Source organism: Kineococcus esterisolvens (assembly GCF_050871405.1).
GTDB lineage: Bacteria > Actinomycetota > Actinomycetes > Actinomycetales > Kineococcaceae > Kineococcus.
In genome coordinates this window covers 1-13,405 of record NZ_JBJLRI010000027.1, presented here as the reverse complement: position 1 = coordinate 13,405, position 13,405 = coordinate 1, and the positions used below count along the sequence as shown (strand labels likewise).

The window sequence follows — 13,405 nt, the reverse complement described above, 5'->3', positions numbered from 1 at the left end:
GTTCAGTCCTCCTGACCGGTGGCCGGGACGGAACCCGGGGCCACCTCGGTGACGGTGAAACCGCTGGCCGGGCGCGACGGCACCGGCCGGGCCGGCATCCGCAGGTCCTGCGGCGGCACGACGAGTTCCAGCCCCGACAGAACCTCCACCGCCTGGGCGAGCAGGCGCACCGTGGCGGGTTCGCCGGGGCAGCGGTGGCCGGTGCGCGCGTCGCCGCCGCCCTGCGGGACGAAGCCCTGCGAGACCGGGCACACCCCGGCCCCGTCGAAGCGGCCGGGGTCGAACTGCTCCGGGGCGGGCCACGCGGCGGGGTCGCGGTGGGTGCCCACCACGTCCAGCACGAGGCGGTCCCCGGCGCGCAGCCGGTGCCCGGCGACCTCGCCGTCGCGGCGCAGCCGGGTGGCCAGGGCCGGGACGAACGGGTAGCGCCGGCGCACCTCGTGGGCCACGGCCAGGGCCGTGCCCGAGGCGTCGGGTCCACCCGTGCGCGCCTCGGCCACCGCGTGCCGCCAGCGCGGCGACTCGTGCAGGGCCACCGCCGCCTGAGCCACCAGCCACGCCACCGCCACCGTGGGCCGCAGCACGTTCAGCAGTTCCACCGCCGCGGTGCGCTCGTCCAGGAGGCGACCGCCCGGCTCCCGGTGCGCGGCGACGAGCGCCAGCGCGCTGCCCGCGGGTGCGAGCCGGCGGCCCGAGCGCACGTCCCGCACGGCCTGCGCCGCCCAGCGCTCGCAACGGCGCCGCGCCCGCCGCGCCCGCAGGAAACGCGGCCCGGCCGAGCCGAAGCCGTCGACGATCGCGGCCAGCTCGGCGGCGCGAGCGGAGTCGGTCTCCGCGCCGGCGCCCGCCCCGGCCCAGCTCAGCACCGCACGTCCCAGCACGCCGACGGCCTCGTCGAAGACGACGACCCGCTCGCGCCCGGGCCAGCGCCGCACCGCCCGCGCCCACTCCGCGGCGGCGGCGGCCACGAGGCCGTCGACGTGCTCGGGCGCCAGAGCCGCCGTGAACAGGTCCTTGCGCACGCGGTGCTCGGCGTCGTCGAGCCCGTGCACCGCGCCGCGGCCGAACAGGACGTGGCTCAGCGGGGCCGGCACCGCCCCGCGGCGCGCCACCAGGGAGCTGTCGTAGAAGGCGCGCACCCCTTCAGCGCCGCGCACGACCAGGGCCGGGCGGCCCAGCAGGCGCGAGCGGAACGGTTCACCGGTGGGGGAGCCGCGGCGCGGGCGCAGCCGCGGCAGGCCGTCGAAACCCCGGCCCACGAGCGTCAGCAGCAGGTCGGGGGTGCGGGTGCGGACCCGGCCGCCGGCGGCGGGCACGGCCCCGGGCACGGGTGCAGCGCTCGCCGGGGCGTCGCGCAGCGCGCCCGCGGGTGCGGCGGTGGCCGTTGCCGTGGTGGTGCCCATGCCGCCCTGGTACCCACCGGTCCGCGGTCCATGCGCGTCAGGTGGCCGCGCCACCGTCCGGGGCGCCCCCGACGACCTCCCGCGCCACGTCGTGCAGGCGCCGCCGCGCCGTGCGCGCCGTCGCGCGCAGGCGCGTGAACGCCTCCTCGGGGGAGATGCCGTGGCGCTCGGCCAGTACGCCCTTGGCCTGTTCCAGCACCACGCGGCTGTCCAGCGCCCGTTGCAGCTGCTCCTGGACCCGCAGGCCCGCCGCCACCCGCTCCAGCTGCGTGATGCCCACCGCGCCCAGGGACGCCATGGCCCGCAGCACGTCCCGCTCGACCGCGTCCAGCGCGCCCTCGTGCTCGCGGAACACCCCCAGCGCACCGATCGTGCGGCCGGCGACCACGAGCGGCTCGGCGTGCAGCGCGACCACGCCGCGCCGGGCGGCCACCGGCGCCAGGCCCGGCCAGCGGCGCGCCAGGTCCGCCGCGTCGGCGCACTCCACGTGCGCCCCCGTGCGGTGGCTGTCCCGGCACGGGCCCTCGTCCGCCTCCAGCTGGAACAGCTCCAGCTCCTCGGCGGTGCCGCTGGTGCTGGCCAGCAGCTGCAGCCGCTGCCGGGCGTCCTCCACGAGCACCCCCACGGCCCCGGCGCCCAGCAGTTCCCCGCAGCGGTGCACCAGCCCGTCGGCCAGCTCCAGCGGCTCGTCGTGCGCCGCGAGCAGGCCCGCCACCTCGTTCACGGCCGCCGCGACGGCCTGCACCTGGACCGGCACCGCGCCCCCCTCACCCGGCGCCCCCTCGCAGGGGCCGTGACACCTGCCCGAGCGTGCCAGGTGGCCGGTCCGGGCGCGAGGCGCGCGCCCGCGGTTCGGGGTGCCGAGCACCGCCCCGGGGGGTAGGCAGGGGGCATGAGCCTGATCGGCACCCTGTTCGACGCGCCGTCCCGACTGACCGCGCTGGACCCGGTCGCCGCGCGCGCCGGGGCGCTCGCCGACCGCCTGCTGCCCGGCGGGCGGGTGCGCGCCCTGCTGCACGGGCGCCCCTTCGGCCACCCCGCCCACCCGGCGATGGCCATGCTGCCCGTCGGCACGTCGATCTCCGCGCTCCTGCTGGACGCCGCGGCGAGCGCGCTGCCCGGTAGCCGGGGCCTGCACGCACCGGCCCGCGGCCTGGCCGCGGTCGCGCTGGCCTCCGCCGTGCCCACGGCGCTGGCGGGCTGGGCCGACTACACCGGCCTGCACCGCGACCAGCAGCGCACCGCCCTGGTGCACGCCACCGGCAACGCGGTGGCCGTGACCTGCTGGGCGGCGTCGATGCTCGCCGGCCGGCGCGCCGCTCTGCTGCGCACGGCCGGCACCCTGGCCGCCGGCGCCGCCGGCGCCCTCGGCGGTCACCTCTCGTACCGCTGGGCCGCCGGCGCCAACCACGCCGAGCACCTGCCGCACCTGGCCGGCGCCGCGCGGCGGGAGCACGTGGACATCGGCGCGCTGGAGGACCTGCCGGACGGTGAGCTGACCCGTCGGCACGCCGGCGACGCCCCGCTGTGCGTCCTGCGGCGCGGCTCGTCGGTGCGGGCGCTGACCGACACCTGCACGCACCTGGGCGCGGGCCTGCACGGCGGGGAGGTGCGCGAGGGACCCGGTGGCCCGGAGGTCGTCTGCCCGTGGCACGGCAGCGCGTTCCGCTTCGACGACGGCCGCGTCGTGGACGGTCCCGCGACCGCGCCGCAGCCCGCGGTGGACGTGCGGGTCGCCGACGGGCGCGTCCTGGTGCGCGTGGACGGCCCGCCGCAGTCCTGAGGCCGGTCCGGGCCGCCCGGGAGCGGGTCAGCCCAGGAAGATCGCCGGGTCGGGACCGCTGCGGCGCAACCGCACCGCCGCCGGGCGCAGGGCCGCCTCCAGCGAGCGCACCAGCTGCGCGTTGCGCGCCAGTTCCTCCGCGGGGGCGCGGGCGCCGAACAGCGCCAGGCGCTCGGCGTACGCGTCGCGCAGCGCCTCCAGGGAGCCGGGATCGCGCGAGCTGGTGTCGCGCAGGTCGAGGACCGGCCCGCCGGCGAGCGAGCGGTGGGCGGGGAGTGTGCTGAGGGTTTCCACTGGGGGCTCCGGTGTCCGCGCAGGGAGCGGTCCGGCGGGACCGCGTCGGGCCCGGGGGGTGCCCGATCCTCGATGGCACCACGCCCGTTACCGCACGGCAAGGGCGTGCGTGGCGAGCGCCGGGCGGCGGGCGCGCCCCGCGGCCCGGCCGGCCCCGGCCGCGCCCGCGCAGGGCACCGCTGCGGGGGAGGGGTTACGGTCGTGGAGAGGGCGGTGCGGTGCCGTCCGGGGAGAGCGGTGACGTGACGACAGACGGCGTGGCCGGTGCGGTGCGCGCCGGCGGCCGGGCCGCGGGCGGTGCTCTCGCCCGGGTGCGCAGCGCCACCGCGCGGGCCCACGAGGAGCTGGACGGCAGCCTGGACGTGCTGCGCCGCCCGTGGGACGTGGACGTGCACCGTCGGTGGCTGGAGCTCACCCTCGGCCTGCTGGAACCCCTCGAGCGCGACCTGTCCCGGTGGGCCGCGACGGACCCGGCCGCCCTGGACGTCGCCGAGCGCGCCCGCGCCGGGATGGCCCGCGAGGACCTGCGGGCCCTCGGGGCGCAGGAGGAGGAGGTCGCCGCGCTGCCGCTGTGCCCGGACACCCCCGCGATCACCACCCGGGCCCGGGCGCTGGGGGTCTGCTACGTCCTGGACGGCTCCACGCTGGGGGGCAAGCTGATCCGCGGCGCGGTCGTCGCCGCCGGCGTGCCCGAGCGGGCCTGCACCTCGCTCGTGGGACGCCCCGGGGCGGGGCGGCGCTGGCGCGGGACCACCGCCGCCGTCGACGCGCAGGGTGCCGCCGGGGAGCCCGCGGTGGAGGAGGTGGCCGCCGCGGCCGTCGCCACCTTCGACGCCTACCGGCGCTGGCTCGCGCCGCTGGCGCACCGCGTCCCGTGAGCACCCGCCCGGTGCGGCGCGGCTCCGGCGCGGAGCCCGCCACGGGCCCGGCGAGCGGGGCGGAGGTCGCCCCGTACGCGCCCGCCTACGGTCCGGTGGACCTGACGAACTGCGACGTCGAACCCATCCACGTGCCCGGTGCCGTGCAGCCGCACGGGTTCCTGCTGGCGGTCGACCGCGGCACCCACGAGGTCGTCGTCGCCTCGGCCAGCACCGACGCCCTGCTGGGCCGCGAGCCCGGCGACCTGCTGGGGCGGCCGCTGCGCGAGGTGGTCGGCGACCGCCTCGCCGGTGAGGTCCTCGCGCGGGACGCCGCCGACGACGTCGGCGAGCCGTTGCACACCGCGCTCGACCCGGCCGGGGGCCCCTGCACCGACGTGGACGTCGTCCTGCACGTGTCGGGGGAGCGGCTCGTCGTGGAGGTCGAGCCGGTGGGGTCCTCGCCGGGGTTCTCGCCGGTGTCGTACCGGTCGGCGCGCGCGGCGGTGGGCCGGCTCACCGAAGCGCCGTCGGTGGACGCGCTCGTGCAGCAGCTGGCCCGCGAGGTGCGCACCCTGACGGGTTTCGACCGCGTCATGGTGTACCGGTTCGACGCCCGGTGGAACGGCGAGGTCGTCGCCGAGGACCGACGCGACGACCTCAACGCGTTCCGGGGGCTGCGCTACCCGGCCTCCGACATCCCCGCGCAGGCCCGGCGCCTCTACGCGGTGAACTGGACCCGGCTGATCGCGGACGTCGGCTACACCCCCTCACCCCTGCACCCGGTGCTCGACCCGGGCACCGGCGCACCCCTGGACCTGTCGCACTCGGTGCTGCGCAGCGTCTCGCCGATCCACGTCGAGTACCTGCGGAACATGGGCGTCAGCGCCTCCATGTCGGTGTCCCTGGTGCTGGACGGCCGGTTGTGGGGCCTGATCGCGTGCCACCACTACTCCGGTCCGCACCGGCCCAGCTACGACGCCCGCTCGGCAGCGGAGTTCCTGGGGCAGACCGCCTCGCAGCTCATCGCCAGCCGGGAGCGCTCCGACGAGCGCGACGAGGCCCTGCACGCGCAGGAGCTGCTCGCGGCGCTGGTCGCCGACGCCACCGGATCGGGCGGCGACCCCTTCGCCGCCCTCATGGCCGACCAGCGGCTGCTGGACCTGCTCTGCGCGGGCGGCGCGGCGCTCGCCGACGGCGGCCGGCTGGTGACCCTGGGGACGGTCCCGGACACCGCTGCGCTGCGGCGGATCTCCTCGCTGCTGGCCCGCGGCGACGGGGCCCCCACCCTCACCGACCACCTCGCCTCGCTGGACCCGGGGCTGTCGGCGGTCGAGCGGATCGCCTCGGGCGCGCTGCGGGTGGGGCTGGGCGCGGACCGCTGGCTGCTGTGGGTGCGCCCGGAGCAGCAGGAGGTCGTCGACTGGGGTGGGGACCCGCGCAACAAGGAGATCGCCGCGGCCGAGGGCCCGGGTGTGCGGCTCAGCCCGCGCAAGTCGTTCGACAAGTGGCGCGAGGTGGTGCGCGGGCGCAGCGTGCCGTGGCAGCGCTGGCAGGCCGTCGCCGCCGACCGGCTGCGCAGCCAGCTCACCAGCATGGTGCTGGGACGCGTGCGCGACCAGATCGCCGTCGCGGAGTCGCTGCAGCGCGCGGTCGTGCTGGAGGAACCACCGGCGCTGCCCGGTCTGGACGTGCTGGCCCGCTACCGCCCCGCCAGCGGCAGCCAGCTCGGCGGGGACTGGTGGGACGTGCTGGAACTGCCCGGCGGGCGCGTCGCCGTCGTCGTCGGGGACGTCTCCGGCCACGGCGTGCACGCGGCCGCCGCGATGGCGCAGCTGCGCACCGCCTCGCGCGCCTACCTGCTGGAGGGGCACGGTCCCGGGTCCGCGCTGGACCGCCTCGACGCGCTCGTGGCGTCCGTGCTCACCGAGCACACGGCCACCGCCGTCGTGGCGGTGCTGGACCCGGCCACCGGCACCGGCCGGGTGGCCAGCGCCGGGCACCCGCCGCCGCTGCTGCTGGACGGCGGCGCGTCGCTGCTGCCGGTGACGCCGCGGCCGCTGCTGGGGGTGGCCACCGGCAGCGCCCGGGAGGCGCCGGTGCGGCTGCCGGACGGCGGGGTGCTGGTCCTGTACAGCGACGGGCTCGTGGAGCGCCGCGGGGTGTCGCTGGACGAGACGATCGAGCAGCTGCGCGCCGCGGCCGGGCGTTCGGCGCACCTGCCCCTGCCGGAGCTGGCCGACCACCTCATGACGGTCGTGCCGGGCGCGGAGGGCGACGACACCACGCTGGTCCTGGTGCGCTGCGCGCCGGCCACCGGGTAGCGGTCGTGGCGGCGGTGGTGGCCGTGGTGGCGGGGTAGGGTCTTCGGGCGGTGTCCGGTGCGCAGTCCGGTGCGCAGGAGGTCACGTGAGTCGCTCGCCCGAGAGCACGGCGCCCGCCCCGGCCGGCCATGTCGCGGCCGAGGCCGCGCGGCGCCGCACGCTCGCCATCATCAGCCACCCCGACGCGGGCAAGTCCACGCTGACGGAGGCGCTGGCCCTGCACGCCCACGCCATCCGGCAGGCGGGGCACGTCCACGGCAAGGCCGGGCGCGCTGGGGTGGTCTCGGACTGGCAGGACATGGAGCGCCAGCGCGGCATCTCCATCAGCTCGGCGGTGCTGCAGCTGCACCACGACGACCACGTGCTCAACGTGCTGGACACCCCGGGGCACGCGGACTTCTCCGAGGACACCTACCGGGTGCTGGCCGCCGTCGACGTCGCCGTCATGCTCGTCGACGCCGCCAACGGGATGGAGCGCCAGACGCGCAAGCTGTTCGAGGTGTGCCACCACCGGCGCATCCCCGTGGTGACGGTGGTCAACAAGTGGGACCGCCCGGGCCAGGAGGCGCTGGCGCTGCTGGACGACATCGCCGCCGCCACCGGGCTGCGCCCCACGCCGCTGAACTGGCCGGTGGGCCTCGCCGGCGACTTCCGCGGGCTCCTGGAGCGCGGCACCGGGCAGTACGTGCGCTTCGAGAGGACCCCCGGCGGGGCGAGCCTGGCCGGGGAGGAGCGGATGGACGCCGCCGCCGCAGCCGCCCGCGAGGGCGACGCCTGGGAGCAGGCCCGGGAGGAGAGCGACCTGCTGCACGCCCTCGGCGGCGACCACGACCAGGAGGCGTTCCTGGGTCACGAGAGCACCCCGGTCCTGTTCACCGCCGCGGTCGTGAACTTCGGGGTGGGGCAGGTGCTGCAGGCCCTGGCGCAGCTCGCCCCCGCCCCGGCCGCGCCCGTCGGCGTCGACGGGCGCGAACGCCCGCTGGACGCGCCCTTCAGCGCGCAGGTGTTCAAGGTCCAGTCGGGCATGAACCCCGCGCACCGCGACCGGCTGGCCTTCGCCCGGGTCCGCACCGGGTGCTTCCAGCGCGGCATGACGGTGACCGACTCCCGCACCGGGCGGCCCCTGGTCCTCAAGCACGTGCAGACGGTGTTCGGCGCGGACCGCCAGACCGTGGAGAACGCCTGGCCCGGTGACGTCATCGGGATGGTCAACGCCACCCACGTCCACGTCGGCGACACCCTCTACGAGGGTCCCGCGGTGACGTTCCCGCCGATCCCCGCCTTCACCCCGGAGCTGTTCGGCACCGTGCACGCCGTGGACCTCTCCCACGCCAAGCAGTTCCGCCAGGGGCTGGCCGCGCTGGACGCCGAGGGCGTCGTGCAGGTGCTGCACTCCGAGCGACGGGGCCGCGGTGAGCCCGTCGTGGCCGCCGTGGGCCCGCTGCAGTACGAGGTCGCCACCCACCGCATGGCGCAGGAGTTCCGCGTGCCGGTGCGCATCGATCCGCTGCCCTACTCGGTCGTGCGCCTCGTCGCCGCGCGCGACACGGCCGTGGTCGACGCGGACCGCGGCAGCGAGGTCGTCGTGCGCGCCGACGGCCAGGCGCTGGCCCTGTTCACCGACCAGTGGCGCCTGGCGGGTTTCCAGCGGGCCCACCCGGAGGTCGAGCTGGCGCCGGTCATGGCTGCGCCCGGCTGAGCCGGGTGGCGGACCCCGGCGGGCGGGGCGGGCCCGGTGGCCGCCGCCACCCCCGCGGCCGGCCGGGGGCGCTCAGGGACGGGCTGCCCGGCCGTCCGCGGGGGTGGTGGTGAGCACGGCGGCCAGGGCGTCGAGCGCTTCGGGGACGACGGCGTAGTAGGCCCACACGCCGCGCTTGTCGCGGGTGAGCAGCCCCGCCTCGACGAGCACCTTCAGGTGGTGCGAGACGGTGGGCTGGCTGAGCCCCAGCGGCTCGGTGAGGTCGCACGCGCACGCCTCGCCGCCGGCGTGGGCGGCCACGAGCGAGAGCAGCCGCAGCCGTGCGGGGTCGGCGATCGCCTTCAGCGAGCGGGCCAGCACGGCGGCGTCCTCGGCGCTGAGGGGTTCGCGGGTCAGCGGCGCGCAGCACGTGGCACCCGCGACCGGGCGGGCCGGGGGGGCGGCGGGCAGGGTCGAGGTGCTCACCTCCCCAGTGTGGCACCGGGTATTCACCGTTGTCGATATTGACAGTCGTGGATCGCGACTGCCAGAGTCGGCATCGACGAATGTCGATGGAAGGCTGTGCAGCATGAGCGACCTGGTCGCCGAGAACCCCCGCCCCGGAACCGGGACCGACACCCCGGTCCTGGCCCGCCTGTCGGTCCTGGACCGCTTCCTGCCCGTGTGGATCCTCGCCGCCATGGCCCTGGGCCTGGTGCTCGGGCGCTTCGTGCCCGGCATGGACGAGGCCCTCGGCGCCGTCGAGGTCGGCTCGGTCAGCCTGCCCATCGCGATCGGGCTGTTGCTGATGATGTACCCGGTCCTGGCCAAGGTCCGCTACTCCGAGACCGGGCGGATCGCCGCCGACCGGCGCCTGATGGTCGCCTCCCTGGTCCTGAACTGGCTCATCGGGCCGGCGCTGATGTTCGCCCTGGCCTGGCTGCTGCTGCCCGACTCCCCCGAGTACCGCACCGGCCTGGTCATCGTCGGGCTCGCCCGCTGCATCGCCATGGTGCTGATCTGGAACGACCTCTCGTGCGGCGACCGCGAGGCCGCCGCGGTCCTGGTCGCGATCAACTCCGTCTTCCAGATCCTCGCCTTCGCCGCTCTCGGCTGGTTCTACCTGCAGGTCCTGCCCGGCTGGCTGGGCCTGGGGACCACCTCGGCGGAGTTCTCCGTCGGCGCCATCGTCGTCTCGGTGCTGGTCTTCCTGGGCATCCCGCTGCTGGCCGGTTTCCTCACCCGCACGCTGGGCGAGCGCTCGCGCGGACGGGCCTGGTACGAGGAGCGCTTCCTGCCGAGGATCGGGCCGATCGCCCTGTACGGGCTGCTGTTCACCATCGTCATGCTCTTCGCCCTGCAGGGCGACGCCATCACCAGCCGGCCCGGCGACGTCGCGCGCATCGCGCTGCCGCTGCTGGCCTACTTCGTGATCATGTTCGTCGGTTCCTTCGCCCTCGGCAAGGCCATCGGCCTGAGCTACGCGAAGACCTCGACGCTCAGCTTCACCGCCACCGGCAACAACTTCGAGCTGGCCATCGCGGTGGCGATCGGCACCTTCGGCGTCACCTCCGGTCAGGCGCTGGCCGGGGTGGTGGGGCCGCTGATCGAGGTCCCCGTCCTGGTGGCCTTCGTCTACGTGGCGCTGTGGGCCGGGCGGCGCTTCTTCCCCGGCGACGCCACCGTCCCCACCCGCTGAGGCCGAACCCGCCCCCGTGCGCACCCCGGCCCGTGAACCGCTCGACGACCCAGGAGGACCCGTGACCCACCCCACCGGCAAGCCCAGCGTGATCTTCGTCTGCGTGCACAACGCCGGGCGCTCGCAGATGGCCGCGGGTTTCGCGACCGCCCTGTCCGGGGGTGCCGTGGAGGTGCGCTCGGCCGGCTCGCTGCCCGCCGAGCGGATCAACCCCGTCGCGGTGGAGGCGATGCGCGAGGTCGGCATCGACATCACCGGCGAGCAGCCCAAGGTCCTGACCCCCGAGGCGGTGCAGGCCTCGGACGCCGTCATCACCATGGGGTGCGGGGACGCCTGCCCGATCTACCCGGGCAAGCGCTACGAGGACTGGGAGCTGACCGACCCCGCCGGGCAGGGCATCGAGGTCGTGCGGCAGGTGCGCGACGAGGTCCGCACCCGCGTCGAGGCGCTGCTGGCCGACCTGCTGCCCGCCGGCGGCCGCTGAGGCGGTCGCGCCGGCGGGGCCCCGGGCCGCCGCCGGCGAGCGTTCAGGCGGGCGGGGGAGCGGTGGTGGCGCGCACGACGAGCTCGGTCGCCAGCTCGACGTGGTGCGAGTCCAGCTGCTCGCCGGCCGCCATCCGCAGCACCGTCTTCAGCGCCACGCGCCCCATCTCGCGCAGCGGCTGGCGGATCGTCGTCAGCGGCGGGGTGGACACCTCGGCGAGCTCGGTGTCGTCGAAGCCCACCACCGACAGGTCGTCCGGCACCCGCAGGCCCCGTACCCGGGCGGCCTCCATGACGCCCAGGGCGATGGAGTCGCAGCCGGCGACCACCGCGGTGGGCCGGCGCGCGCGGTCCAGGACCCGCTCGCCGGCCCGCCGGCCCGGCTCGTAGGCGAAGTTCTCGGTGTCCATGGCGGCCTCGGGCGCCACCTGCAGCCCGGCGGCCTCCATCGCCGCCCGGAAGCCGTGCTCGCGGGCGCGGTTGCAGGAGGAGCTGCCCGGGCCGCCGACGTAGACGATCTCGCGGTGCCCCAGCTGCAGCAGGTGCTGGGTGGCCGTCATGCCGCCGGTGAAGTTGGTGGAGCCGACGCTCGTGACCTCGCGGCGCGGCAGGTTCAGCGGGTCGATGACCACCAGGGGCAGCCCCGCCTGCCCCAGCGCGTCCACGTGCTCGGCGGTCAGCTCGCCGGTGACGACGATGACCCCCTCGCGCCCCAGCGCGGCGAGCCCCCGGGCCCACGAGTTCGCGGAGGGACCCTGGCTGAGATCGTCGGCGAGGCGGCCCACCGCCACGGACACCTCCGCCTCGTCCGCGCCGCCCAGCACGCCCTCGATCACCTGGGTCGAGTAGGCGCGCAGCTCCCCGTGCACGAAGAACTGCACCACGCGCGAGGGGGGCTGGGGCCGTCGGGCCGAGGGGGGCGCGTAGTCGTGGCGGCGCAGCAGGTCCTCGACCAGGGCGCGGGTGTCCGCCGCGACGTCGTCGCGGCCGTTGACCACCTTGGAGACCGTGGCGATCGACACGCCGGCCGACTGCGCGATGGTCGCGAGCGTGGGGCGCCGCCCGTTCCTGGTGCGCTGGGTGCGTTCGAGCACGGCGGCCCTCCTCGGCTGTCAGTGGTGGGGACTGTAGCGGTGCCGGAGCGGCGCAGCCCGTGTCCACAGCGTTCTATCGAAAACTTTAGCTCCACTGGAGGAGTCCGGAAGCGTTCCGGTCACAGATGGAGCTCGAAAGCGGTGGACGGCTTGACCACCATCCACAGCGGTGCCTATGGTCTCGTCCAGTCGCCGCTGCCGAAAGGTTTCGCCAGTGGCGAGAGGTGAGGGCCCCCTGGGCCCCCGGGGGTGGCAGCCGCCGCTCCCGTTCGAGAGCAGCCGCAGGGACGCGGCTCGGCGCATCGGAGATCACAGTGGATCAGAACCGCACCTCCCGACGGTCCTTCCTGACGCTCGCCATGGCGACCCCGCTGGCCGCGACCGCGCTGGCGTCCTGCGGCGGGTCGTCCGGCCCCGGTCAGGCCGCCGAGGGCGACGCGACCGTCTGGTTCCTGACCGGCGAGCCCAAGGAGGGCATCCGCCGCCAGTCGGTGGAGTCCTTCAACGAGTCCTCCGAGTCCGGTGACATCGCCGTGACCGCCTTCCAGAACGACGCGTACAAGACCAAGATCCGCACCGCCATCGGTGCCGGTCAGGCCCCCACCCTCATCTGGAGCTGGGGCGGTGGCAGCGTCAACGACTGGGCCGAGGCCGGCCAGATCGACGACCTCACCAGCTGGGTCGGGGAGAACCCCGACCTCAAGGACCGCCTGTTCGACGCGGCGTGGATCCCGATCACGTTCGACGGCAAGATCTACGGCGTTCCGCACGAGACGGTGCAGCCGGTCTTCCTGTACTTCAACAAGAAGCTGTTCGACCAGGTCGGTGCCCAGCCGCCGACCACCTGGGACGAGCTGATGGCCCTGGTCCCGGTCTTCAACGACGCCGGCATCGCCCCCATCTCCCTGGCCGGGCAGTCGCGCTGGACCACCATGATGTGGCTGGAGTTCCTCGTCGAGCGGGTCGGTGGGCAGGAGGCCTTCCTGGCCATTAACGAGAGCCAGCCCGACGCGTGGTCCAACCCGGACGTCCTCCAGGCCCTGACCATGGCGCAGGACCTCGTCAAGGCGAACGGGTTCGTCAACGGCTTCAACTCGATCGTGGCCGACCAGAACGCCGACCAGGCCCTCCTCTACACCGACCGCGCCGCCATGCTGCTGCAGGGCAGCTGGTGCTACGGCTCGATCAAGGCCGACGGTGGCGAGTTCGTCAGCAACGGCAACCTCGGCTGGACGACCTTCCCCGTCGTCGCCGGCGGCAAGGGCGACCCGAGCAGCACCGTCGGCAACCCGGCGCAGTACTACTCGATCTCCTCCGACGCCACGGAGGAGCAGAAGACGATCGCCAAGGAGTACCTGCTCAACGGCGTGCTCACCGAGGAGATCGCCGCGGCCTTCATCAACGAGGGCGGCGAGGTCCCGGTCCTCGAGGGCACCGAATCGCTGATCGCCGAGTCGCCGGACGCGGAGTTCCTCAGCTACGTCTACGACCTGGCCAGCAACGCGGCGTTCTTCGGGCAGTCCTGGGACCAGGCCATCAGCCCGACGGCCGCCGAGGAGCTGCTCAACAACATCGCGCAGCTCTTCCAGCTGTCCATCACGCCCCAGCAGTTCGCCGACAACATGAACGCGGTCCAGGCGTCGTGAGCTCCGCCGCCGTCCACGCGGCGGGCCCCGCCGGGTCGGGCGGCCGTGGGGCCCCCCCCCCCCGCCCGGCCCGGCCGGGGGTGGCCGCCCCGGGCCCATTTAACCATTTTGGGTTTATAACCCACATACCCGGCTTATATATTA

Annotated in this window: 12 protein-coding genes; 7 read left to right on the top strand and 5 right to left on the bottom strand. The window is 75.8% G+C overall.

Going from position 1 to position 13,405, the window contains the following annotated elements:
- Positions 1–2: 2 nt before the first annotated feature.
- Together ACRYR8_RS10590 and ACRYR8_RS10585 are read right to left on the bottom strand one after the other, a co-directional pair.
- A complete protein-coding gene (locus ACRYR8_RS10590) occupies positions 3–1,403 on the bottom strand; it encodes a cytochrome P450 (RefSeq protein WP_432484433.1) in 1,401 nt (466 codons plus the stop codon).
- Positions 1,404–1,440: 37 nt separating this feature from the next.
- Positions 1,441–2,160, bottom strand: coding sequence for a GAF and ANTAR domain-containing protein (locus ACRYR8_RS10585; protein ID WP_432484432.1), 720 nt, complete (start codon positions 2,158–2,160; stop codon positions 1,441–1,443).
- 135 nt (positions 2,161–2,295) lie between these two features.
- Here ACRYR8_RS10585 and ACRYR8_RS10580 point away from each other — a divergent pair, with 135 nt between their 5' ends.
- Positions 2,296–3,186 carry a Rieske (2Fe-2S) protein gene (locus tag ACRYR8_RS10580; RefSeq protein WP_432484431.1) on the top strand — a complete coding sequence of 297 codons (891 nt, stop codon included), beginning with the start codon at positions 2,296–2,298 and terminating at the stop codon, positions 3,184–3,186.
- A gap of 27 nt (positions 3,187–3,213) precedes the next feature.
- On the opposite strand, the gene ACRYR8_RS10575 is transcribed toward ACRYR8_RS10580, so the two are convergent.
- Positions 3,214–3,480, bottom strand: a complete 267-nt coding sequence (locus tag ACRYR8_RS10575) for a hypothetical protein (RefSeq protein WP_432484430.1) — start codon at positions 3,478–3,480, stop codon at positions 3,214–3,216.
- A 242-nt stretch (positions 3,481–3,722) separates the two neighbouring features.
- Between ACRYR8_RS10575 and ACRYR8_RS10570 the strand changes: the two genes are divergently transcribed.
- The 3 genes from ACRYR8_RS10570 (at position 3,723) to ACRYR8_RS10560 (ending at position 8,360) form a co-directional block, all read left to right on the top strand.
- Positions 3,723–4,358, top strand: a complete 636-nt coding sequence (locus ACRYR8_RS10570) for a biliverdin-producing heme oxygenase (RefSeq protein WP_432484429.1) — start codon at positions 3,723–3,725, stop codon at positions 4,356–4,358.
- Entirely contained in the window at positions 4,355–6,661 is a 2,307-nt protein-coding gene (locus ACRYR8_RS10565; RefSeq protein ID WP_432484428.1) for a SpoIIE family protein phosphatase, read from the top strand. The genes ACRYR8_RS10570 and ACRYR8_RS10565 overlap by 4 nt, the downstream gene beginning before the upstream one ends.
- 85 nt (positions 6,662–6,746) lie before the next feature.
- On the top strand, positions 6,747–8,360 hold the full coding sequence (locus ACRYR8_RS10560; RefSeq protein ID WP_432484427.1) for a peptide chain release factor 3: 1,614 nt from the start codon (positions 6,747–6,749) through the stop codon (positions 8,358–8,360).
- A gap of 72 nt (positions 8,361–8,432) precedes the next feature.
- On the opposite strand, the gene ACRYR8_RS10555 is transcribed toward ACRYR8_RS10560, so the two are convergent.
- Positions 8,433–8,825 carry a metalloregulator ArsR/SmtB family transcription factor gene (locus ACRYR8_RS10555; RefSeq protein WP_432484425.1) on the bottom strand — a complete coding sequence of 131 codons (393 nt, stop codon included), beginning with the start codon at positions 8,823–8,825 and terminating at the stop codon, positions 8,433–8,435.
- Positions 8,826–8,928: 103 nt separating this feature from the next.
- Between ACRYR8_RS10555 and arsB the strand changes: the two genes are divergently transcribed.
- Positions 8,929–10,038, top strand: a complete 1,110-nt coding sequence (arsB, locus tag ACRYR8_RS10550) for an ACR3 family arsenite efflux transporter (protein ID WP_432484423.1) — start codon at positions 8,929–8,931, stop codon at positions 10,036–10,038.
- A gap of 61 nt (positions 10,039–10,099) precedes the next feature.
- The gene (locus ACRYR8_RS10545; RefSeq protein WP_432484421.1) at positions 10,100–10,522 is read left to right on the top strand and encodes an arsenate reductase ArsC; all 423 of its coding nucleotides are present in this window, start codon (positions 10,100–10,102) and stop codon (positions 10,520–10,522) included.
- Between the two features lie 43 nt (positions 10,523–10,565).
- Here the strand turns inward: ACRYR8_RS10545 and ACRYR8_RS10540 are convergent, their stop codons facing one another.
- On the bottom strand, positions 10,566–11,615 hold the full coding sequence (locus ACRYR8_RS10540; protein WP_432484419.1) for a LacI family DNA-binding transcriptional regulator: 1,050 nt from the start codon (positions 11,613–11,615) through the stop codon (positions 10,566–10,568).
- A 359-nt stretch (positions 11,616–11,974) separates the two neighbouring features.
- Here ACRYR8_RS10540 and ACRYR8_RS10535 point away from each other — a divergent pair, with 359 nt between their 5' ends.
- Positions 11,975–13,261, top strand: coding sequence for an extracellular solute-binding protein (locus ACRYR8_RS10535; protein WP_432484465.1), 1,287 nt, complete (start codon positions 11,975–11,977; stop codon positions 13,259–13,261).
- Positions 13,262–13,405: the final 144 nt, after the last annotated feature.